Source organism: Diaminobutyricibacter sp. McL0608 (assembly GCF_039613825.1).
In the GTDB taxonomy this organism is placed as follows: domain Bacteria; phylum Actinomycetota; class Actinomycetes; order Actinomycetales; family Microbacteriaceae; genus Diaminobutyricibacter.
In genome coordinates, this window is sequence record NZ_CP154826.1 from 1,550,719 (window position 1) to 1,570,260 (window position 19,542).

23 protein-coding genes and 1 riboswitch are annotated in these 19,542 nt (G+C 68.6%); of the genes, 18 read left to right on the forward strand and 5 right to left on the reverse strand.

What is annotated here, in order from left to right; genetic code table 11:
* Positions 1 to 8 precede the first annotated feature (8 nt).
* Positions 9 to 662, reverse strand: coding sequence for an SDR family oxidoreductase (locus AAYO93_RS07270; RefSeq protein ID WP_345764320.1), 654 nt, complete (start codon positions 660 to 662; stop codon positions 9 to 11).
* A gap of 131 nt (positions 663 to 793) precedes the next feature.
* Between AAYO93_RS07270 and AAYO93_RS07275 the strand changes: the two genes are divergently transcribed.
* The 6 genes from AAYO93_RS07275 to AAYO93_RS07300 all read left to right on the forward strand — a co-directional run bounded on the left by AAYO93_RS07275 (position 794) and on the right by AAYO93_RS07300 (position 5,355).
* A complete protein-coding gene (locus AAYO93_RS07275) occupies positions 794 to 1,099 on the forward strand; it encodes a DUF6412 domain-containing protein (RefSeq protein ID WP_345764321.1) in 306 nt (101 codons plus the stop codon).
* 90 nt (positions 1,100 to 1,189) lie between these two features.
* Positions 1,190 to 1,951 (forward strand): YidC/Oxa1 family membrane protein insertase, encoded by a 762-nt coding sequence (locus AAYO93_RS07280; protein ID WP_345764322.1) that lies wholly within the window; start codon positions 1,190 to 1,192, stop codon positions 1,949 to 1,951.
* A gap of 108 nt (positions 1,952 to 2,059) precedes the next feature.
* Positions 2,060 to 2,380: a hypothetical protein gene (locus AAYO93_RS07285; RefSeq protein ID WP_345764323.1), complete on the forward strand. Its 321-nt coding sequence runs from the start codon at positions 2,060 to 2,062 to the stop codon at positions 2,378 to 2,380.
* Complete coding sequence (locus AAYO93_RS07290; protein ID WP_345764324.1) at positions 2,377 to 2,928, forward strand: DUF1697 domain-containing protein; 552 nt, start codon at positions 2,377 to 2,379, stop codon at positions 2,926 to 2,928. The genes AAYO93_RS07285 and AAYO93_RS07290 overlap by 4 nt, the downstream gene beginning before the upstream one ends.
* Before the next feature lie 73 nt (positions 2,929 to 3,001).
* Positions 3,002 to 3,637 (forward strand): TetR/AcrR family transcriptional regulator, encoded by a 636-nt coding sequence (locus AAYO93_RS07295; RefSeq protein WP_345764325.1) that lies wholly within the window; start codon positions 3,002 to 3,004, stop codon positions 3,635 to 3,637.
* Complete coding sequence (locus AAYO93_RS07300; RefSeq protein WP_345764326.1) at positions 3,634 to 5,355, forward strand: MDR family MFS transporter; 1,722 nt, start codon at positions 3,634 to 3,636, stop codon at positions 5,353 to 5,355. The genes AAYO93_RS07295 and AAYO93_RS07300 overlap by 4 nt, the downstream gene beginning before the upstream one ends.
* 96 nt (positions 5,356 to 5,451) lie before the next feature.
* Here AAYO93_RS07300 and AAYO93_RS07305 read toward each other — a convergent pair whose 3' ends face one another.
* Both AAYO93_RS07305 and AAYO93_RS07310 read right to left on the reverse strand, forming a co-directional pair.
* Positions 5,452 to 6,663, reverse strand: a complete 1,212-nt coding sequence (locus AAYO93_RS07305; protein ID WP_345764327.1) for a HAMP domain-containing sensor histidine kinase — start codon at positions 6,661 to 6,663, stop codon at positions 5,452 to 5,454.
* Positions 6,660 to 7,310, reverse strand: a complete 651-nt coding sequence (locus AAYO93_RS07310) for a response regulator transcription factor (protein WP_345764328.1) — start codon at positions 7,308 to 7,310, stop codon at positions 6,660 to 6,662. Before AAYO93_RS07310 ends, AAYO93_RS07305 begins: the two co-directional genes overlap by 4 nt.
* 136 nt (positions 7,311 to 7,446) lie before the next feature.
* Here AAYO93_RS07310 and AAYO93_RS07315 point away from each other — a divergent pair, with 136 nt between their 5' ends.
* The 5 genes from AAYO93_RS07315 to AAYO93_RS07335 are packed head-to-tail and all read left to right on the forward strand — an operon-like array spanning position 7,447 to position 11,736.
* Positions 7,447 to 8,040: a hypothetical protein gene (locus AAYO93_RS07315; RefSeq protein WP_345764329.1), complete on the forward strand. Its 594-nt coding sequence runs from the start codon at positions 7,447 to 7,449 to the stop codon at positions 8,038 to 8,040.
* The gene (locus tag AAYO93_RS07320) at positions 8,033 to 9,139 is read left to right on the forward strand and encodes a peptidoglycan-binding protein (protein ID WP_345764330.1); all 1,107 of its coding nucleotides are present in this window, start codon (positions 8,033 to 8,035) and stop codon (positions 9,137 to 9,139) included. Before AAYO93_RS07315 ends, AAYO93_RS07320 begins: the two co-directional genes overlap by 8 nt.
* Positions 9,136 to 9,819, forward strand: a complete 684-nt coding sequence (locus AAYO93_RS07325; RefSeq protein WP_345764331.1) for an ABC transporter ATP-binding protein — start codon at positions 9,136 to 9,138, stop codon at positions 9,817 to 9,819. Before AAYO93_RS07320 ends, AAYO93_RS07325 begins: the two co-directional genes overlap by 4 nt.
* Positions 9,816 to 11,030, forward strand: a complete 1,215-nt coding sequence (locus AAYO93_RS07330; RefSeq protein ID WP_345764332.1) for an ABC transporter permease — start codon at positions 9,816 to 9,818, stop codon at positions 11,028 to 11,030. The genes AAYO93_RS07325 and AAYO93_RS07330 overlap by 4 nt, the downstream gene beginning before the upstream one ends.
* 58 nt (positions 11,031 to 11,088) lie before the next feature.
* Positions 11,089 to 11,736, forward strand: a complete 648-nt coding sequence (locus AAYO93_RS07335) for a hypothetical protein (RefSeq protein WP_345764333.1) — start codon at positions 11,089 to 11,091, stop codon at positions 11,734 to 11,736.
* Between the two features lie 107 nt (positions 11,737 to 11,843).
* Here AAYO93_RS07335 and AAYO93_RS07340 read toward each other — a convergent pair whose 3' ends face one another.
* Positions 11,844 to 12,848, reverse strand: coding sequence for an aldo/keto reductase family protein (locus tag AAYO93_RS07340; protein WP_345764334.1), 1,005 nt, complete (start codon positions 12,846 to 12,848; stop codon positions 11,844 to 11,846).
* Positions 12,849 to 12,956: 108 nt separating this feature from the next.
* Between AAYO93_RS07340 and AAYO93_RS07345 the strand changes: the two genes are divergently transcribed.
* Positions 12,957 to 14,219, forward strand: coding sequence for a DNA polymerase IV (locus tag AAYO93_RS07345; RefSeq protein WP_345764335.1), 1,263 nt, complete (start codon positions 12,957 to 12,959; stop codon positions 14,217 to 14,219).
* A 36-nt stretch (positions 14,220 to 14,255) separates the two neighbouring features.
* On the opposite strand, the gene AAYO93_RS07350 is transcribed toward AAYO93_RS07345, so the two are convergent.
* On the reverse strand, positions 14,256 to 15,173 hold the full coding sequence (locus AAYO93_RS07350) for an endonuclease/exonuclease/phosphatase family protein (protein ID WP_345764336.1): 918 nt from the start codon (positions 15,171 to 15,173) through the stop codon (positions 14,256 to 14,258).
* A gap of 113 nt (positions 15,174 to 15,286) precedes the next feature.
* On the opposite strand from AAYO93_RS07350, the gene AAYO93_RS07355 reads away from it, so the two are divergent.
* The 6 genes from AAYO93_RS07355 to AAYO93_RS07380 all read left to right on the forward strand — a co-directional run bounded on the left by AAYO93_RS07355 (position 15,287) and on the right by AAYO93_RS07380 (position 19,541).
* Positions 15,287 to 15,619 (forward strand): spore germination protein GerW family protein, encoded by a 333-nt coding sequence (locus AAYO93_RS07355; protein WP_345764337.1) that lies wholly within the window; start codon positions 15,287 to 15,289, stop codon positions 15,617 to 15,619.
* A gap of 15 nt (positions 15,620 to 15,634) precedes the next feature.
* Positions 15,635 to 15,744: riboswitch (TPP riboswitch) on the forward strand.
* A gap of 36 nt (positions 15,745 to 15,780) precedes the next feature.
* Complete coding sequence (locus AAYO93_RS07360) at positions 15,781 to 16,401, forward strand: ECF transporter S component (protein WP_345764338.1); 621 nt, start codon at positions 15,781 to 15,783, stop codon at positions 16,399 to 16,401.
* Between the two features lie 11 nt (positions 16,402 to 16,412).
* Positions 16,413 to 17,897, forward strand: a complete 1,485-nt coding sequence (locus AAYO93_RS07365; RefSeq protein WP_345764339.1) for an ABC transporter ATP-binding protein — start codon at positions 16,413 to 16,415, stop codon at positions 17,895 to 17,897.
* Positions 17,894 to 18,676 carry an energy-coupling factor transporter transmembrane component T family protein gene (locus tag AAYO93_RS07370; RefSeq protein ID WP_345764340.1) on the forward strand — a complete coding sequence of 261 codons (783 nt, stop codon included), beginning with the start codon at positions 17,894 to 17,896 and terminating at the stop codon, positions 18,674 to 18,676. The genes AAYO93_RS07365 and AAYO93_RS07370 overlap by 4 nt, the downstream gene beginning before the upstream one ends.
* A complete protein-coding gene (locus AAYO93_RS07375; protein ID WP_345764341.1) occupies positions 18,660 to 19,256 on the forward strand; it encodes an ATP-binding protein in 597 nt (198 codons plus the stop codon). The genes AAYO93_RS07370 and AAYO93_RS07375 overlap by 17 nt, the downstream gene beginning before the upstream one ends.
* A gap of 24 nt (positions 19,257 to 19,280) precedes the next feature.
* Positions 19,281 to 19,541, forward strand: a complete 261-nt coding sequence (locus AAYO93_RS07380; protein WP_345764342.1) for a hypothetical protein — start codon at positions 19,281 to 19,283, stop codon at positions 19,539 to 19,541.
* Position 19,542: the final 1 nt, after the last annotated feature.

Below are 19,542 nucleotides of genomic sequence, written 5' to 3' on the forward strand. Positions count from 1 at the left end.
CACCGAGCCTACGCGCCGCGCACCGCCTCGGCGATCGGAGTCTCCCCGCTGATGACCTCCCATTGGGCGCCGATCGAACGCGGTTCGTCCATGCAGGCGACGATGAGTGCAGCGACATCTTCGCGGGGGATGGATCCGCGCGGCACGGTGGTCCCGAGAAGGATGCTGCCGGTGCCCTCCTCGTAAGTGAGCGCGCCGGGGCGGAGGATCGTCCAGTCGAGACCCGACTGACGGAGCACCGCATCCGCGTCGCGCTTGGCGGCCACGTAGGCCGCCCACTGCTCGTCGGCGTCGGCCGCGACGGGAGTGTCCACACCCCATGCCGAGACCTGGATGAATCGGCGGACCCCCGCGATGATCGCGGCCTGCACCGACTTCACCGACCCGGCATAGTCGACCGTCATCTTGCGATCGACGCCGGAGCCCGGACCGGCACCCGCGCTGAAGACGACGACGTCGCAGCCAGCGAACGGGATCGCCAGCTGCTCGGCCGACGCGGCCTCGATGTCCACGAGCGCGCCTTCGCCACCGAGGCGGAAGACGTCTTCGCCGTGGTCGTCACTGCGCACGACGCCGACGAATTCATCACCCCTGTCGTAGAGGAGGCGCATCAGCTGCTGCGCGACTTTACCGTGGGCACCGACGATGGCAACGCGAGTCATGGCTCCATCTTCCTCCAGGCGGTCCGCTGCGCCCAAGGCGAACATCCTGTCGAAGCGGAGCCACGGGTTGGTATGGTCTCGATTGACCGCTGCTGTCGCGGCCGCGCCCACCCGACTGGAGAAACGCTCCCATGCTGCAGTTCCTCGACCTGCTCGCCCGGCTCGTCGCCGGGTCGCTGGAGGTCCTGCGCGGCACGTCCGGGCCGGGAGCCGCGTTCGCGATCGCGGGCGCCGTCGGCGCGATCGGGCTGGCCTCGCTGCTGGTCGCAGCATCCGTGCGTTATGTGGTGGCGCTCGCCGCCTCCCTCGTGGTCAGCGACGCGCTCGCTCATCCGATCGAGCCGGCCGATCGCGCAGAACTGATCGGTCAGAGCGATCCCGACGCCGACGGCCACGCGCGACCCAGAGCACCGGCACTGTCCCTCTCGGCCGCCTGACGCCTCCGAAGCGCCCGCACGAGGGCTGCTCCGTGCGCGCCCGTGGCCATACGGTACCCACCCATCCGTAGACGCAGGGACACATTTCTCATGGACTTCTTCACCTTCGGCCCGATAGCGGCCATCCTCGACGGGGCCTATCGCTTCGTCACAGCTCTTTCCACGACGGTCGAACCCGTTGCCGGCACGGCGGCGGGACTCGTCGCCGTCGTCATCCTCACGATGCTCGTCCGCGCCCTCCTGATCCCGGTCGGCCGCTCGCAGGTCCGAGCCGAATTCACCCGCAGACGGCTCGCCCCGAAGCTCGCGGAGCTTCAGAAGAAGCACGGCAAGGACCGCGAGACACTCACCCGCAAGACCATGGAGCTCTACCAGACGGAGAAGGCATCCCCGTTCGCCGGATTCCTCCCGCTCCTGCTGCAGATTCCGGTCATCTCGCTGGTCTACGCGTTGTTCACGCACACCCAGATCGCCGGCCACGCGAACGCGCTCCTGGCCGAGCAGGTGATCGGCGCGCCCCTCGGAACGAGCTTCGTCGGACTTGCGGGCGCGGTCGGATCGGTGTGGCCGTCGATCCTCGTATACCTGGTCGTGCTGGTGCTCATCGCTGCGGTGACCACGGTCTCGCGCCGCGTGCTCGCCCTCCCGCAGCCCGCGGGGGCGATGCCCAACGGGCTCGTGAAGGCACTGTCGTTCCTCCCGTATGTGACGGTGGTGTTCGCGGCGTTCGTACCGCTGGCGGCAGCGGTGTACATCCTGACCTCGACCGCGTGGACGGTCGCGGAGCGTTTCACGCTGCGTCGGATGCTCGATCCGGAGCGCGGCGCCAGGTCGCGTCCCGCGATCGGCTGACGTGCAGCGGCCTGCGTCCGCGATCGACGCGATCACGATGGCCGTTCTCTCCACCGACCCGCGCTGATCCTCGATCCGCCTCCTGCTCGCGGTGGCACAATGGGCGCCATGAGGAGAAGCAGGACGCGTCACGTGCACGACCCGAACGATCACCCGTTCGGCGTCGGCGTGCAGGTGCATGTGCCGGAAGCGGAGTGGGGTGCGCTGGATGCGTGGCAGGGCGAGCCGACGGGTGTGATCGTCTCGACCGGCACGGCGCGTCCGGATGGGGCGAACGTTCCCGGCCCGTCCGGCCCGGTGTGGGTGGTGGCATTCGACGAGCCGCAGTACCGGCGGGACGGTCGGGGTCCCTTCGAGCAGGCGGAGATACCGCAGTCGCGGCTCGTCGCGGCCGACCCGATCAGCGATGACCTGTGGCCCCGCGGGTGAAACCGGCCGTCGGGCTCGTTCGCGGCATCAATGTCGGGCCGTCGACCGCGGTCGCCATGGACGACCTGGCGGCGTCGTTCGAAGCAGTCGGGTTCACCGCGGTGCGCACTCTGCTGCGCAGCGGCAACGTCGTCTTCGAGCTGCCCGCCGGGTCGGCCCTGTCGGTGGACCGGTCCGCCGCGAAGGTTGAAAGGGAGCTCGCGGGCCGCTCCGGGGTGGCTGCGAGGATCCTGCTCATTCCCGGAGCGGAGTTCCGACGGATCGCCGCGGAGAACCCGCTGCTGGATGACGGAGACGACTTCTCGAAGCAGGTCGTGACCTTCCTGGGTGCCGAGCCGATGCCGAAGAAGGTGGAGGTTCCGGATGCGTACTCGATCGCTCCCGAAGTGGTCGCGGTCGGCAGGCAGGCGATCTATCAATGGTGCCCGCTCGGCGTGTCGAAGACGCGGCTGACCGCAGCCTTCTGGCGGCAGCTGAGCCCCGCTGCGACAGCACGCAACTGGCGCACCGTCCTGAGGATCCTGGGGGAGCTGGACGCCCGGACCTGAGTATTCGCCGTGATTACTGCATTTCTGAATAGTTTCAGTTGTGCAAAATTACGGTGTACGCAACTATAGAAGGGTGACATCCTCCGAAACCCCTGGCCTGCGCGAGCGCAAGCGTGCCGAGACACGGCAGCAGCTCGAACGCGCAGCCGTGACGCTCGCACTCGAGGTGGGCATGGAGAACGCGACGGTCGACGCGATCTGCGAATCGATCCCGGTCTCGCCCCGCACGTTCTTCAACTACTTCGAGACGAAAGAAGACGCGATCCTCGGTGTGCGCGACGTCGAACTCGACGAGGCCGCGCTCGCGGCGCACCTCGACGAGTTCCGTGACGCCGACCTCACCGAGTCGATCGTCGGCCTCATCTTCACGCTCATCGGCCCGACCGTGCCCGACCACGAGCTCCGGCAGGGGCGCATGGAGCTGGCCCGCAAGTATCCGCAGCTCCTCGGCCGGCAGGTCGCGCAACTCAGCCGCATGGGCCAGCAGCTCGTCGACGCGATCGCGGTCATCGTCGGCCGCTACCCGCGCTTCGCCGGCGACACCGACGCGGAACGCATCGCGTTCGCCGAACTCATCCTTCCGTTCTGCGCCGGGGCTGTGAAGTCCGCCGTCAAAGCGTTCGTCGCCGCCGGCGGCACGCAGACCCGTGACGAACTCCAGAACCTGGCCAACACACTCATCCGAGAGGCACTAGAGAAACTGAAATGACAGACACCACCACCATCGACTCAGGCTCACCCGTTCGCGCGGGTGCCGCCGCTGCGCCTGCAAAGCGCAGCATCATCCTTCTCTTCGCGGGACTCATGGTCACGATGCTCCTCGCATCCCTCGACCAGACGATCTTCGGTACGGCGTTGCCGACGATCGTCGGCGAGCTCCACGGCGTCGACCACATGCTGTGGGTCACGACCGCCTACATCCTCGCGTCGACCATCATGCTGCCGGTGTACGGCAAACTCGGTGACCTGATCGGCCGAAAAGGCCTGTTCATCGGCGCAATCGTGCTCTTCATGGCTGGCTCGGTCGTGGGCGGCCTCGCGCCCGACATGACCTGGCTCATCGTTGGCCGCGCAGTCCAGGGACTCGGCGGTGGCGGGCTCATGATCCTGTCGCAGGCGATCATCGCCGACGTCGTCCCCGCCCGCGAACGCGGTCGCTACATGGGCATCATGGGCGGCGTATTCGCTTTGTCGTCCGTCGCCGGCCCGCTCCTCGGCGGCTGGTTCACCGAAGGCATCGGCTGGCGCTGGGCGTTCTGGATGAACATCCCGCTCGGCATCCTCGCCGTCCTCTCCGCTGTGGTCTTCCTTCGCCTGCCGAAGGGCTCGAGCAGCAAGCCGAAGCTCGACTGGGCCGGAATGGGCCTGCTGGCCATCGCATCCACCTGCCTCGTGCTGGTCACGACCTGGGGCGGCACCACGTACGACTGGAACTCCGGCGTCATCATCGCGCTGATCGCGGGCACCGTGGTCACGGCTGTCGCCTTCGTGCTCGTCGAACGGCGCGCCGCAGAGCCGATCATGCCGCTCGCCCTCTTCAAGGACCGCAACTTCAACCTGACCACGATCGCAGGCCTGATCATCGGTATCGCGATGTTCGGTGCCCTGGCCTACATCCCGACGTACCTGCAGATGGTGACGGGCGCGAACGCGACCCAGGCCGGACTCCTGATGATCCCGATGATGGCTGCGCTTCTGCTGACGTCGATCGTCTCCGGTCAGATGGTCAGCCGCACCGGCCGCTACAAGTGGCTGCCGATCGTCGGCACCGCGATCGTCGCCGTGGCACTGGTACTCCTGTCGACCATGACTCCCAGCCTTCCGGTGTGGGTGCTCTGCTCGTTCCTCGCCGTGATGGGCATCGGACTGGGCATGAGCATGCAGATCCTCATCCTCATCGTGCAGAACTCGTTCCCGGTCTCGAAGGTCGGAACCGCGACCGCGTCGAACAACTACTTCCGTCAGATCGGTGCCTCACTCGGCTCCGCGATCGTCGGCAGCCTGTTCGTCTCGCGTCTCACCCAACTCCTGACCGACCGGATGCCCGCTGGCGCGGGTTCCGGGGGTTCCAGCAACTCGTTCACACCGTCACTCGTCAAGTCGCTGCCCGGCCCCATCCGCGACGTGATCGTCGGTGCGTACAACGACGCCCTGACCCCGGTCTTCCTCTACATGGTCCCGCTCATCCTGATCGCAGTCGTGGTGCTGTTCTTCGTGAAGGAGAAGCCGCTCGCGACCACGATCGAGCGCGATGTCGTGGCTGAGACCCTCGAGGTCGACGGTGCGACGCGGGTGAACCTGGAAGCCGGATTCGCGAGCGAGGGCGACTCCCTCGACCCGCTGGATGCCGAACTCGCCGACCTCGAACTCGACGCGATGCTCGAGGAAGCCGACCCGCAGGGTCCGGCGGCCCCGGCGGCACGCTGATCCAGCATCCGCTGATCCGGCACCTGCACTGACCCGGCCCGTCCGGTACGATCTTCCCGCCCGACACGGGGGACGTACCGGGCGGGCCTTCGTGCGTCAGCCGACAGCGGCGGGCGCTTCGACGGGAGCGGATGCGGAGGCCGCAGGCAACCGCACGACGACCTCCAGGCCGCCTGCCGCGAGAGCGGTCGCGCCGACCGTCCCGCCATGGGCGGTCGCGATGGTCTCGACCAACGCGAGCCCGAGTCCGAAGCCTTCCGTGCCGACGCGTTCGTCGAGGCGGGTGAACGGCTGGAAGATCTCGTCGACGCGCGCAGGCTCCACGGGCGTTCCGGTGTTGGCGATCCTCAGGGTGACAAGGTCGTTCGACGCGGTCACGTCGACGGTCACGTCGCCGCCGGGGATGTTGTAGCGGATCGCGTTCGAAACCAGGTTCGACACGAGGCGTTCGAGCAGCAGTCGATCGCCCTCGACGTCCGCCCCGTCGATCCGAACCTCACGGGTCAGCGTGCCGAAGTCGGTGCGCTCGACGACGCCGGACACGATCACTCCCAGGTCGACCCGGTCGGACGATCGAAGGGTTCCCTCGTTCTGTGCCAGCGCGAGCAGCGTGGTGATCAGCGCATCCGCATTCGAGACCTCCGCGCGCACGTCCTCACCCATCGCGACCAGCTCGGCGTTCGAGGGCGATCGTTTCGCGAGCACGACGTCGAGTGTCGTGCGCATGACGGTCAAGGGTGTCCTCAATTCGTGACTCGCGTTGGCGATGAACCGGCGCTGGGCGAGGAAGGCGAATTCGAGCCGGTCGAGCATCGCGTCGAACGTGTCGCCCAGTTCGCGGATCTCATCGTGCGGCCCGTTGAGGTCGAGTCGCTGGCTCAGGTTGTTCTCGCTGGCGTTGCGCGCCGCCTCCGTGAGGCGATGGATGGGCCTCAGGATGCGACCGGCGATCAGCCAGCCCGCGAAGGCTGCGACGATGGTTGTCGCGACCAGTGTGAGGGCCGCGTACAGCAGGAGATCGTCGAGCATCGCCCGGCGCTGGGCGCCCGCTGCCGCCGCGGCCCCGAGCTTGATGCTCGTCGCGCACTTGAACTTGAGGTTCTCATCCAGTGGCTTGGGCGAGGTCGCAACGTTCGCGCAGGCCTTCTGGAAGCTCGCGTCCGATGCGGGACTGTTGATGTCGGCCACGGAGACGTTCTGGGCGACGAGCACGTACGTGATCACGAGCAGGATCGTGCCGCCGACAGCGTAGAGCGCCGCGAAGAGGATGGTCAGGCGGGCGCGAGCGGTGAGTCGAAGTCGTCTCATAGCCGGTACCCGGCCCCCACGACCGTCGTGATCAGTTGCGGCTCGCCGAGCTTCTTGCGCAGGCGAGCGATGGTGACTGCCACGGTGTTGGTGAACGGATCCGCATTCATGTCCCAGACGTGCTCGAGGAGCTCCTCCGCGCTGACCACTGCGCCGTCGGCGGCCGCGAGGTATTCGAGAACGCCGAACTCCTTGTGGGTCAGGACGAGCGGATCGCCGCCGCGCGAGACGTGCCGGCGTGCCCGGTCGATGGTGAGGTCATCCCTGACGACGACAGAGGGCTGCGACGGCTCGCGCCGAGCGAGCGCGCGGACGCGGGCGATGAGCTCCTCGAAGGCGAAAGGTTTGCAGAGGTAGTCGTCGGCGCCGAGTTCGAGACCCGTGACACGGTCGTAGACCTCGGACGCTGCCGTGAGCATGATCACGCGAGTCTTCGCGTCGCCGGCGGTGAGCTCGCGGCACACGCGATCGCCGTGGACGACGGGGATGTCGCGATCGAGCACGACGACGTCGTAGGCGACCGCGTCGGCCTGCTCCAGCGCGCTCGCGCCGTCGTACACGACGTCGGACGCCATGCCGGCGTCCCGCAGGCCTTCCGCTATCCGGTCGGCCAACAGCTGATGGTCTTCGACGACGAGTATCCGCACGATTCCATTGTGCGACTCCTGGGATGACAGCGGTCTAACACGGCCTGTTCGACTGGTGTAACGGGTCCAGTCCTACAACAGAAAGGGATCGGCTGCACCCGCGTCCGGTCGACATCGCAATCCCAGGAGATCGATCATGAAGATCCTCGTCACAGCAGCTGCGGTGTGCGCACTCGTCGTGCTGCTCGCCGGATGCACGTCCGGGACATCGAGCGACATCCCGCACCTCGGAGGCGGATCGGCGCACGCCGGGTCGGGGCAGGACCAGCCCGCGAAGCTGCACGCAGCAGCAGACTGCATCCGATCGCACGGCGCCCCCGGCTACCAGGACCCCGTCGTGGATTCGACGGGCCATGTCTACACGGACTCTCGCAGCCTCCAGAACCTGAGCGAAGCGCAGGGGAAGGCGATCGAGCAGGCGTGTTCGTCGCTCATCACCGCCGCGGGGTTCTCGCCGACGGACGAGCCGCCGGCGCCCCCCGCGCTCGTCGCGGCGGGTGTGAAGGCGGCCCAGTGCCTGCGGGCCCACGGGCTGCCCGACTATCGGGATCCGAAGGGTTCGACGCCCTTCACCCCGGGTCACGGTTTCGGGCTGAGTGCCGACGAGATTCCCAACAACGGGGCGCTCGGCAAGCAGGATCCGTCGCTCCAGGCTGCGTTCAAGGCCTGCAGGAAGCAGCTCGACGCCGAGGTGCGGGCATCGTCGTTGAGTGCCCTCTCTCATGGCTAGGCGCGCCGTACTCGGGATCGTCATAGCGGCTGCGGTCGCGGTGGGAGGGTCGCTCGCCGGATTCCTGATGCTCCACGGGCCGGCATCCGGTTCGGCCCCGTCGACCGACGTACCGGTGGCAACCGCCGTGGTCAAGCGCACGACCCTGTCGAGCTCGACCCAGCTGTCCGGGACCCTCGGACACGGGTTCGCGACCCCGGTCTTCGGTGGTGCGCCCGGCGGAATCGTGACTGCACTGCCGGTGCCGGGGACGATCGAACAACGCGGCTCGGCGCTGTTCGAGGTCGACGGCTCACCCGTCACGCTCTTCTACGGCGCACGTCCCGCCTGGCGGGACTTCCAGCCGGGCATGACCGCGGGCCCCGACGTCGTCCAACTCGAACGAAACCTGGTCGCACTCGGCTATGCGGCCGGACTCGACCTGACGGTCGACGACAGCTTCACGGCCGTGACGGATGAGGCCGTAGTGCGCTGGCAGCGGGCGACCGGTCAGGCGCCGACGGGCGCGGTCGCTCTCGGCAGCGTTGTCTTCGAACCGTCCGGTGTCCGTATCGCGTCGACCGAGGCCGCGTTGGGTTCGCTCGTGCAGCCCGGGAACCCGGTGATCACCGTCGACGCGTCCTCCGTCGGGGTCATCGCGCAGGTCTCGACATCCCAGACCTACCTTGTGCACCGCGGAGACGCGGTCTCGATCACGCTCCCGTCCGGTAGCGCGCTGAACGGCCATGTGGCCGCCGTGTCCCGCGTAGCGGTCGCGAACACCGACACATCCGGCTCCGGCGGCCCACAGCCCTCGAATGGAGGACGGGCAGACGTGACCCTTCCCGTGTCGGTCGCGCTCGATGACCCATCGGCTGCCGCCGCACTGGACGAGGCGCCCGTGACGGTCAATGTCACGGACAAGACAGTCCGGAACGTGCTGGCAGTGCCGATCACCGCCCTCGTTGCGCTGGCCGAAGGCGGCTACGCGGTCTACGTCGTGCATGGCAGCGACCGCCAGCTCATCGCCGTCACGCCCGGCCTCTTCGCGTCCACGCTCGTGCAGGTGACGTCGGCTGGCCTGCACGAGGGCGACGCAGTGGAGGTTCCGGCATCATGAGCGAACTCGTCGTGCTCGCCGGCGTCAGCAAGCGCTACCCGCCGCCCACCGCGGTGAACGCGCTCGTCGACGTATCGCTCCGGATCGGGGCGGGGGAGACGATGGCGATCACCGGTCCGTCCGGATCCGGCAAGTCGACGATGCTCAACATCCTGGGAACGCTCGAGGTGCCGACGAGCGGGCGCCTCACTATCGACGGTATCGATGCCTCGACGCTCGGTGACGACGCGCTGTCCGCACTTCGCGCCAACCGCATCGGTTTCGTCTTCCAGCAGTTCCACCTGCTCCGCCACCTGAGCATCCTCGACAACGTAGCGACGGGACTGCTCTACCGGGGCGCGGCCAATAAGGAGCGGAGATCGGCCGCCCGCGACGCCCTGGAACGCGTAGGCCTCGCAGGGCGCAGCGGCCACCGCCCTGCCCAGCTGTCCGGCGGCGAGCAGCAGCGCGCGGCGATCGCCCGGGCGATCGTCGGCAGCCCGTCCCTGGTGCTCGCCGACGAACCGACCGGAAACCTGGATTCGGTGAGCGGCGAATCGGTCATCGATCTGCTTCGAGGGCTCGCCGGCCCCAACACGACCGTTGTGGTGATCACGCACGACGCGCGCGTGGCCGCATCCATGCACCGCCGTGTCGTGCTGAAGGATGGTCGGATCATCGACGACGAGGCGGCCGCATGATGCGTACGACGACAGCGGACGATGCACTCCGCTCCCGGATGCGAGCCGGGGAGGCCATCCGTCTCGCCCTTGCGGGCCTCGCAGCCCGCCGGACCCGTTCGATCCTCTCGGCGCTCGGGATCGCGGTGGCGGTGGCCGCCCTCGTCGCGGTCCTCGGACTCTCGGATTCGTCCCAGGCCGGGCTCCTCGCGCAGTTGGGGGCCGAGGGGAACCTCCTGACCGTCGCGACGGGCCAGACGTTCAGCGGAAACATCACGCCGCTGCCGACCACGGCGGAAGCGATGATCGGTGCGATCCCGCCGGTCGAGCATGTGACCGCGGTCGGAACCCTCCCTGCCGCGACGGTGCGGCGCAGTGCGGCCGTCCCGGCCATCAACACGTCCGGGATCAGCGTGGTGGCCGCCCAGGCGTCGCTGATGTCGGCGCTCGACGGACGCATCCTCGCCGGGCAGTACCTGGGCCGGGCGGCCGATTCGTATCCCGAAGCCGTCCTCGGCTTCAGTGCCGCCCAGAACCTGGGGATCGACACCCTGGGACCTCAGACGCAGGTGTTCATCGCCGGGCGCTATTTCGCGGTCGTCGGGATCCTCGGCCCGATCGCGGTCGCGCCAGAACTCGATGATGCGGCGCTCGTCAGCTTCCCGCTGGCGACCGCGGCATTCGGCTTCGACGGGACCCCAACGAGGATCTACGTCAGGACCGACCCGGACCGGACCGAGGCGGTGGCGGCTGTGCTCCCGTTCACAGCGTCGCCGGATGCGCCCGACCAGGTCGAGGTGCGCCGCCCGTCCGACGTACTCGCCGCCCGGCTCGAAGCGCGCAACACCTTCGTGGACCTGTTCGTCGCGCTTGCGGGCGTCGCACTCCTCGTCGGGGGGGTGGGAATAGCGAACATCATGGTCATCGCCGTTTTCGAGCGGCGAACCGAGATCGGCCTGCGTCGGGCGCTCGGCGCGCGATCCCGACACGTCGCTGTGCAGTTCCTCCTCGAATCGATCCTCCTGTCGATGTGCGGTGGCGTGGCGGGTGTCGCCATCGGGGCGGCTATCACCTGGATCGTCGCCTCCGCGCAAGCGACCCCGCCCGTGGTCTCGCTGCAGGTGGCCGGCCTCGCGGTGCTCGCGACCGTCGTCGTGGGCGCGATCGCCGGAATCTACCCTGCCGCGCGGGCAGCCCGACTGTCGCCGGCGGATGCGCTGCGATCCGTCTGAGGCGGATCGCGCGTAAGACCCACTGGCGGCTGTCAGGGGTCGAATCTATGCTGACACCATGTTCGTCGAGGGGACCCTTCGATGGCAGGTCACCGAGGATTGTCCGTGGGACCTGCTGATGGCTCTCGCCCTCCGCGACCTCGCCGGTCTCACGAAAGTGGAGCAACCGCCCATTCCACGGGTCTTCCCGGCTGTCGCGCGTGTCATGCACCCGGCTGCGGGTTCGGATCCGCTGCCGCGACCGACCGTCCAGGGACACACGTCGAACCCCGATCCTGCGACCCTCGCCGACCAGTGGCGGGCGTGGTGGGAGCTCAGCCTGCAGCGCGAGCGTCGCCCCATCGTCACGCAGCTGAAGCCACCGCATTTCGAGCTCTTCGACCGGGCGATCGAACTCCAGGACCTGGTCACCGAATACTACGAGGACGCCGTCGCGTGGGCGGCAGAGCGTCACGAGGAGTACGCCCGCCTGAGCCTTCTCCAGCACTCGCGTCGAGCTGCGGACATCGTCGATGTGGTGCGCGATCGCGAACACGAACTCCGCAGGCAGGCCGGCTACTTCCGGCTGGACATCTATGTACTGCCGCTGGCCGAACCGGGTGCCTGGATCGTCGCCCCCCACACCGTCGTCGTGAGCACGTCCCTCCGCGACGACTCGGCCGCATTCCGCGACTGGTTCACGCCCCTCATCGCTGCCCTCGTCTGACCCTGCCCGCCCGGATCGGGGCCGAGCACAGGAAAAGTCACCCCATTCTTCGCGAATGACGTGACTTTTCCTGTGCTCGGCGTCGACCAGGCGGGGTGGGGCGCCGATTACGCGGGGCGTCGGTCCGGCGACACGGTCTGAGCGGGATCGGTCTCGGCGATGTCGCCGACGGCGACATCGATGCGGGCGAGCACCGACGCGTCGAGTGTGATCCCTGCGGCTTCGGCGTTCGACGCGACCTGCTCGGGGCGCGAGGCGCCCACGATGGCGCCCGACACGTTCGGGTTCTGGAGCACCCAGGCGACAGCGAGCTGCGCCATCGTGATCCCGAGTTCGTCGGCGATCGGCTGGAGCTTCTGAACCGACGTCAGGATGTCGTCGCGCATGAAGCCCTTGATCGTGTTCGCGCCGCCCTTCTCATCCAGCGCGCGGCTGCCGGCCGGTGCGTCGGCGCCCGGCTTGTACTTGCCGGTGAGCACGCCCTGGGCGACCGGCGACCACACGATCTGCGAGATGCCGAGCTCGGCCGAGGTCGGAACGACCTCCGACTCGATCACGCGCCACAACATCGAGTACTGCGGCTGGTTGGAGATGAACTGGATTCCCAGGTCGCGAGCGAGCTTGTGTCCGGCACGCAGCTGGTCGGCATTCCACTCCGAAACCCCGATGTACAGGGCTTTGCCCGCGCGCACGACATCGGCGAACGCCTGCATCGTCTCTTCGATGGGGGTCTCGTAGTCGAAGCGGTGGGCCTGGTAGAGGTCGACGTAGTCGGTGCCCAGCCGTTCGAGCGAGGCGTCGATGGATTCCATGATGTGCTTGCGGGACAGGCCGACGTCGTTGTGCCCCTTGGGACCGGTGGGCCAGTACACCTTGGTGAAGATCTCCAGGGAGGACCGACGCTGGCCACGGAGGGCGTCGCCGAGCACGCGCTCGGCCTCCGTGTTCGCATAGGCGTCGGCGGTGTCGAACGTCGTGATGCCGGCGTCGAGGGCGGCCTGGACACACTGCTTCGCCACGTCGTTCTCGACCTGCGAAGCGTGGGTCAGCCAGTTGCCGTAGATGATCTCCGAGATCTTGAAGCCGGAGTTTCCGAGATATCTGAATTCCATAGGAGAAACGCTACTCGCTCCCGCCGGCGGGCAATTCCACGGTGAACCCGACCCCGCCCACAGGCGGAATCGGGGGCGCCCACCAGGCGCGCGTGGCAAGCTTGGGGAGTGGGACGAGCGGATGGCAGCGACCGGCGGGTGACGACCGATGCCGTCGACGACGCCACGGCCACCATCCTGCACGTCGACATGGATGCGTTCTTCGCCGCTGTCGAGCTTCTCGACCATCCCGAGTTACGCGGCAAGCCCGCGATCGTCGGCCACCCGGGGCCTCGCTCGGTGGTGACGAGTGCCACCTACGAAGCGCGACGGTTCGGGGTGCGGTCGGCGATGCCGGTGTCGCAGGCGCTCCGCCTGTGCCCGAATGCGATCATCCTGCCCCCGCACATGGAGAAGTATCGCGATTACTCGAAGCGCGTGATGACGATCTTCTCCGAGGTGACCCCGTTGGTCGAGCCGCTCAGTATCGACGAAGCCTTCCTCGATGTCTCCGGTGCGCGCAGGCTGCTCGGCTCGCCGCGACGCATCGCCGAGCTCATCCGGGCGCGGGTCCGCGACGAGACAGGGCTCACCTGTTCGGTCGGGGCGGCATCGACGAAGTTCGTCGCCAAGCTCGCCTCCGGGCGGGCGAAACCGGACGGTCTCCTGGTCATCCCGGCATCCGAGACCCTCGCTTACCTGCGCCCGCTCCCCGTCGGCGCCCTGTGGGGTGTGGGGGAGAGCACGCAGCAATCGCTCCAGCGACTCGGCCTCCACACTGTCGCCGATCTGGCGGACACGCCGCTCGCAGTCCTGCAGCGCGCCGTCGGCGATGCCGCCGGCCGCAAACTCCACGACCTGGCGAATGGCGTCGACACGCGCAGCGTGGTCGTCACGTCGCGGGAGAAGAGCGTCGGCCACGAGATGACGTTCGAACAGGACATCTCCGACCCCGTCAGGCTCCGCCGCGAACTGCTGCGGCTGTCGAGCCAGGTCGGTGCGCGATTGCGCAAACACGAGCTGGTCGGCCGCACGGTGGCGCTCAAGCTGCGATTCTCCGACTTCCGCACCGTCACGCGCTCGCGCACGCTGGCCGAGCCGACGAACGTCGGGCGGCGGATCTTCGAGGAAGTGACCTCGATCTACGACGGACTCGGACTCGGCCGCACGCCGATCCGCCTGATCGGCGTGCGCATGGAGCAGCTCGGCGAAGCGGGCGACAACCGGCTCGCCCTCTGGGATCCCGATGAGGAGTGGCGTGAAGCGGAGCGGACGCTCGACCAGGTGAGCGCACGATTCGGCCGCGGAGCGATCGGTCCGGCGTCGCTGGTCAGGTCCACGGGTTCGACCGTCGGCGAGACGGCGAACCCGCGGGCGATGCCCGACGACTGATCCGGCGGACCGGGCGACTCGGCACAGGTCGGGGCGTCAGCGCATCCCGACCAGGATGCCGCGATGGTCGCTGCCGTTGTCGGGGAGGACCGTGCTGCTGACAGTCGTCAGGCCGCGGGTGAGAGCGTGATCGAGGCGGGCGACCGGGAACTCCGCCGGCCAGGTGAAGCCGAACCCGAGATCGCTCTGCGACGCCTCGTGGACGATCCGGGTGAGCGGCGTGAACGCGCGGTCGGTCGACGCACTGTTGAAGTCGCCGACGACGACGACGCGCGACGAATGATCGGCCTTCAGGGTCGCCGTGAGGTTCGCGAGCATCGTGTCGCGCTGCTGGTACTGACCCGGGCGCACCGACGCCAGATGCACGGCGTAGACCCTGGTCGGGCTGCCCGGAGTGTCGAGGTCGACCCACAGCGCCCGATCCCAGCCGAGGCCGAGATCGAGGCGTTTCTCGCCTCTGATCGGGATCGTGCTCCACACGCCGACCGTGCCGACGATCTGCGAGTACGGGTACTTCGCGTCGAGCGCCGCGCCGACGGCTGCCCGCGATGTCGAGTCGAGCTCCTGGAGTGCGATGACGTCCGGGTGCTTCGCCGCGAGGTCGGCGGCGATCGATCCGGCAGCCGTGTTCTGGGCGTGGATGTTCTCACTCGCGACAGTCAGCGACGTCGCGCCGGTCGCCATGCCGGGAAGCATCGCCGGCCCGAAGGTGAGCGACCAGATGGCGACGGCGACGGCGACGCAGAGCCCGCCGAGGAGCGAGAACCGCAGGAGCGCGGCGATGCCGAGGAGGAGGATCGCACCTCCCAGCCAGGGCAGGAATGTCTCGATGAGCGAGGCGGCGCCACCCACGTCGGGGAGGATTCCGTGCCAGAGGATCAGCGCGCCGACAAGGAGTGCCAGAACGCCGACGGCGATGCCGCGGGGTCCGCGGGCTGCTCTGGCGTTCGACACCTGACGATTATTCCGTGCTCTCTGGTGAGAAGAATCCGCAAACGCTGGACGCAGCCTGTACGCGACTCGAAACCGCCCTGTTCACCGACCGCCCCGGCGGGTAGCGTGGCAGCATGACGAACACCTCGCTCCGGCTTGCAGAGACCTTGACGTCCAACGGCATCAGGTCGGTCTACGGTGACCCTGTCGAACTCGACGGAATCACGCTGATCCCGGTTGCGCTCGTGCAGTACGGCTTCGGCGCCGGCTCCATGGGCGGAGAGCCGGACACGGGTGCCGGAGGCGGCGGTGGCGGCGGATACAGCATTCCGCTCGGCGCATATGTGCGCGACCGGAACGGCCTGCGCTTCCGGCCGAACATCATCACGCTCCTCGTGGTGGGCATCCCCTTCGTGTTCGTGGCCGGACACGCCTGGACCCGCATCATCCGCGCGCTGAAGCGATAGCGCCGCACTAGACTGTTCCACGAACACGGGAGTCCGGTGAGCCGGGCTGAGAGGAAGCTTCTCAAGCTTCGACCGTCGAACCTGATCTGGATAATGCCAGCGCAGGGAGGCCGCATTTCTCAATCCCGTGCCCTCTTTTCCCAAGTGAAAGGGCACGAACAGTGCACGCAACCATTGCATCAACCACCGGTCGACCGACACGCACCTTCAAGTGGCGTGTCGTCGACATCGTCGTAGCAAGCGTCGTCGCCGTCGCGAGCGGCGTCATCTTCTGGGCGTGGGGGATCGCCTGGACCCCGATCAGCGCGCCCGTGACGGCGGCGCTTCCGGGACTCCAGGGCATCCTGAACGGTCCCTGGCTGTTCGCGGGGGTGCTCGGCGCCCTCATCATCCGCAAGCCCGGCGCCGCGATCTTCACAGAACTCGTCGCCGCCATCGTCTCTGCGTTGCTCGGAACGCAATGGGGACTGACGACGCTCCTCTCCGGTTTCGTCCAGGGACTCGGCGCAGAGATCGTCTTCGCTCTGTTCCTCTACGCCAACTGGCGGCTCTACGTGGCGCTGCTCGCGGGCGCAGGCGCAGGACTGGCGGAGTCGGTACTCGACCTCGTCGTCTCGTACCCCGGTGTGAAGCCGGAGTTCGCGATCATCTACACGATCACGACCACCATCTCAGGGATCGTCGTGGCCGGTCTCGGATCCTGGCTGGTCGTGCGTGCACTGGCGAAGACGGGTGCGCTCAGCCGCTTCGCCGCCGGCCGGGCTGTCACGAGTCAGGCCTGAGCATTCCGGAGATGGATGGTCGGCCTGCGTCGGTCACCAGCGAAGGCTGGGGCTGGCGGTACGGAGGGCGCGCGGCGTGGGCCGTGCGCGATCTGTCGCTGCGCATCGAGCCGGGGGAGCGCATCCTGCTGCTCGGCGCATCCGGGTCGGGCAAGAGCACGCTGCTCGCGGCGCTGGCCGGAGTGCTCGGAGGCGATGACGACGGCGAGGCGCACGGCAGGCTGCTGATCGACGGGGAACGCCCCGGCGTCCTGCGCGGTCGGAGTGGTCTCCTTCTCCAGGATCCCGATGCCCAGGTCATTCTCGCGCGCGTCGGCGACGATGTGGCTTTCGGCTGCGAGAACCTCGGGATCCCGCGGGACGAGACGTGGCGACGGGTGCGCGCATCCCTCGACGCGGTCGGTCTTGAGCTGCCGCTCGATCATCCGACGTCCACGCTGTCCGGTGGCCAGAAGCAACGCCTAGCGCTTGCCGGCATCCTCGCCATGCGGCCTGGTCTGCTCCTGCTCGACGAGCCCACGGCGAACCTCGACCCGGAGGGCGTCGGGGAGGTGCGGGATGCGGTGGGCGCGGTCGTCCGGTCGACGGGCGCGACGCTGGTCGTGGTCGAGCACCGCGTGTCCGTGTGGCGTGACCTCGTCGACCGGGTGATCGTACTCGCCGCGGACGGCGGCGTTCTGGCCGACGGAGCGCCGGATGCGGTGCTCGCCGACGAAGCGGACGTCCTTCGGCGCGCGGGCGTCTGGCTCCCTCATGACGAGCTTCCCGCGTCGCGGGTCGTGGACGGTCCTCCGGGTCCGGCTCTCCTCGAGGCGTCCGGGCTTGCGCTCCGGCGCGGCCGCGGGGAGCTGCTGTCGCACCGGATCGACCTGAGCGTCGACGCGGGCTCGGCGATTGCGCTGACCGGCCGGAACGGTGTGGGCAAGTCGACGCTTGCACTGACGCTGGGCGGCCTCATCCCCTCCGCTGGCGGATCGCTCGTCGCGACGCCGGAGCTCGCCGCCGGCGCGGCGGCATCACCGCAGCGCTGGACATCGGCGCAGCTCCTCACCCGCATCGGCAGTGTGTTCCAGAACCCGGAGCACCAACTGCTGGAAGCGACCGTGCGCGCCGAGCTCCTGGTGGGACCGCAGGCGCTCCGACTCCCGCTCGCCGAAGCGTCGCAGCGGGTGGACGACCTGCTCGAGCGCCTCAGGCTCGCCGACCTCGCCGACGCCAACCCGTTCACGCTCTCGGGAGGGCAGAAGCGGCGGCTCTCGGTTGCGACCGCTCTCATCTCCCGGCCGCGCGTACTGGTCTTCGACGAGCCCACCTTCGGTCAGGATGCGCTCACCTGGGCGCGGCTGGTCGAGCTGATCGCAGAGCTGCGCGCCGACGGGCACGCCGTCGTCGCGGCGACCCACGACCTGGACTTCATCTCGGCGATCGGAGCCCGCGAGTTCCGGCTGGCATCGGACGTCGCGGATGCGGCGACGATGCGCGGGCGGCGGTCATGACCGTCATCGCCGCATATCGCGCAGGCCCGCTCGGGGGAGTGAACCCGGTCGCCAAGTTCGGGTTCTCACTCGCGATCACGCTCGGGCTGCTCCTGACCATCGACTGGGTCTCCGCCGCCGTCGCACTGGCAGCCGAACTGGTGCTGCTCGCCTTCGTGGGCCTCCCGCCGAAACTGGTCGTCGTGCGAACGGCGCCCGTCTGGATCGCAGCACCGCTGGCGGGGCTCACCGCGGTGCTCTACGGGCGCACGTCGGGCACGGTGTACTGGCACTGGTCGCTGATCGAAGTGAGCGACGGATCGATCGCGCTCGGAGCCGCAACGGCGCTCCGCGTGCTGGCGATCGGCATCCCGGCCGTGCTGCTGTTCGTCACCATCGATCCGACCGACCTCGCTGACGGGCTCGCCCAGGTTCTTCGGCTGCCCGCGCGTTTCGTGCTGGGCGGCCTCGCCGGCCTGCGGCTGGTCGGACTGTTCATCGACGACTGGCGTGCCCTCGGTCTCGCCCGGCGCGCGCGGGGTGTCGCCGATCACGGCGCCGTGCGACGCTTCCTGGGCCAGGCGTTCGCCCTGCTGGTCCTGTCGATCCGACGGGGAAGCAAACTGGCGACCGCGATGGAGGCGCGCGGGTTCGGTGCTCCGGTTCCGCGCACCTGGGCACGCCCGTCCGTCTTCCGTGTCCGGGACTGGATGGTCGTCCTCCTCGGCGTCGGCGTGGCGCTGCTCGCGACCGGGGTCGCGATCGCTGCAGGGAGCTGGAACCTTGTCGGCGCATCCTGAGCTCGACGCGCTCCTGGAGCGCGTCCGGTCTGCGGATGCCGCGGCCCGCGCAGCCGGTCACCCGCCCGTCGTGCTCATCGACGGCCCGGCGGGAGCCGGGAAGAGCACCCTCGCAGACCTGATCGTGGAGCGCTGGCCGGACGCGGCCACGCCCGTGCTCGTGCGCATGGACGACCTCTATCCGGGCTGGGGCGGCCTCGTCGAGGGGAGTGTCAGCCTCGGTGAAGAACTCCTGGCCCCACGGCGCGCAGGCGCGGCCGGCCGCTGGCAGCGGTACAGCTGGGCTCTGGCGCGGCCCGACGAATGGAACGAGGTCGACGGAACGCTTCCCCTGGTGGTCGAGGGATGCGGCACGCTGTCGCGAGCGAACGCGCCGTTCGCCGACCTGCGGATCTGGCTCGCCGCCGACGATCACCTGCGCAAGGGCCGCGCCCTGCGCCGCGACAACGGCGGCTTCGACGCCCACTGGGACCATTGGCAGTCGCAGTTCGAGGAATACCTCGAACGGGAGACGCCGCTCGCGCAGGCGGACGTCGTGCTCGACGTCACGGACTGGCCGCTCGTCTCACGCGACACCTGAGCCCAACGGGTCTAACGTGGTCGCATGAGTGATGCAGAGCGGGCCAGCGAAGAGTACGTCGTCGAGTACGCCGACGGACCGCTGGCCGGAGAGACCGACCGGCGTGTGCTGATCGCCGGCCACTACGACGACCGCATCGGCGCGGTCGCGGCGGTCGAAGGGCTCGAATCGCTGTTCTGGTACAACGCGGGCGACACCCGGGAGATCCAGGGGGAGCTGCACGTCAGCTACACCTTCGACGCGCCGGACAGCGATCCTGTCGAGGCCATCCGCGACGACGAGTAGG

Excerpts from the sequence above, each read along its gene's own strand:
- AAYO93_RS07320 (WP_345764330.1), top strand. The coding sequence starts at position 8,033 with ATGGCTAGGCGCGCCGTACTCGGGATCGTCATAGCGGCTGCGGTCGCG.
- AAYO93_RS07305 (WP_345764327.1), bottom strand. The coding sequence starts at position 6,663 with ATGAGACGACTTCGACTCACCGCTCGCGCCCGCCTGACCATCCTCTTC.
- AAYO93_RS07380 (WP_345764342.1), top strand. The coding sequence starts at position 19,281 with ATGAGTGATGCAGAGCGGGCCAGCGAAGAGTACGTCGTCGAGTACGCC.
- AAYO93_RS07370 (WP_345764340.1), top strand. The coding sequence starts at position 17,894 with ATGACCGTCATCGCCGCATATCGCGCAGGCCCGCTCGGGGGAGTGAAC.
- AAYO93_RS07280 (WP_345764322.1), top strand. The coding sequence starts at position 1,190 with ATGGACTTCTTCACCTTCGGCCCGATAGCGGCCATCCTCGACGGGGCC.
- AAYO93_RS07285 (WP_345764323.1), top strand. The coding sequence starts at position 2,060 with ATGAGGAGAAGCAGGACGCGTCACGTGCACGACCCGAACGATCACCCG.
- AAYO93_RS07315 (WP_345764329.1), top strand. The coding sequence starts at position 7,447 with ATGAAGATCCTCGTCACAGCAGCTGCGGTGTGCGCACTCGTCGTGCTG.
- AAYO93_RS07270 (WP_345764320.1), bottom strand. The coding sequence starts at position 662 with ATGACTCGCGTTGCCATCGTCGGTGCCCACGGTAAAGTCGCGCAGCAG.
- AAYO93_RS07355 (WP_345764337.1), top strand. The coding sequence starts at position 15,287 with ATGACGAACACCTCGCTCCGGCTTGCAGAGACCTTGACGTCCAACGGC.
- AAYO93_RS07340 (WP_345764334.1), bottom strand. The coding sequence starts at position 12,848 with ATGGAATTCAGATATCTCGGAAACTCCGGCTTCAAGATCTCGGAGATC.
- AAYO93_RS07365 (WP_345764339.1), top strand. The coding sequence starts at position 16,413 with ATGGATGGTCGGCCTGCGTCGGTCACCAGCGAAGGCTGGGGCTGGCGG.
- AAYO93_RS07325 (WP_345764331.1), top strand. The coding sequence starts at position 9,136 with ATGAGCGAACTCGTCGTGCTCGCCGGCGTCAGCAAGCGCTACCCGCCG.
- AAYO93_RS07330 (WP_345764332.1), top strand. The coding sequence starts at position 9,816 with ATGATGCGTACGACGACAGCGGACGATGCACTCCGCTCCCGGATGCGA.
- AAYO93_RS07275 (WP_345764321.1), top strand. The coding sequence starts at position 794 with ATGCTGCAGTTCCTCGACCTGCTCGCCCGGCTCGTCGCCGGGTCGCTG.
- AAYO93_RS07300 (WP_345764326.1), top strand. The coding sequence starts at position 3,634 with ATGACAGACACCACCACCATCGACTCAGGCTCACCCGTTCGCGCGGGT.
- AAYO93_RS07335 (WP_345764333.1), top strand. The coding sequence starts at position 11,089 with ATGTTCGTCGAGGGGACCCTTCGATGGCAGGTCACCGAGGATTGTCCG.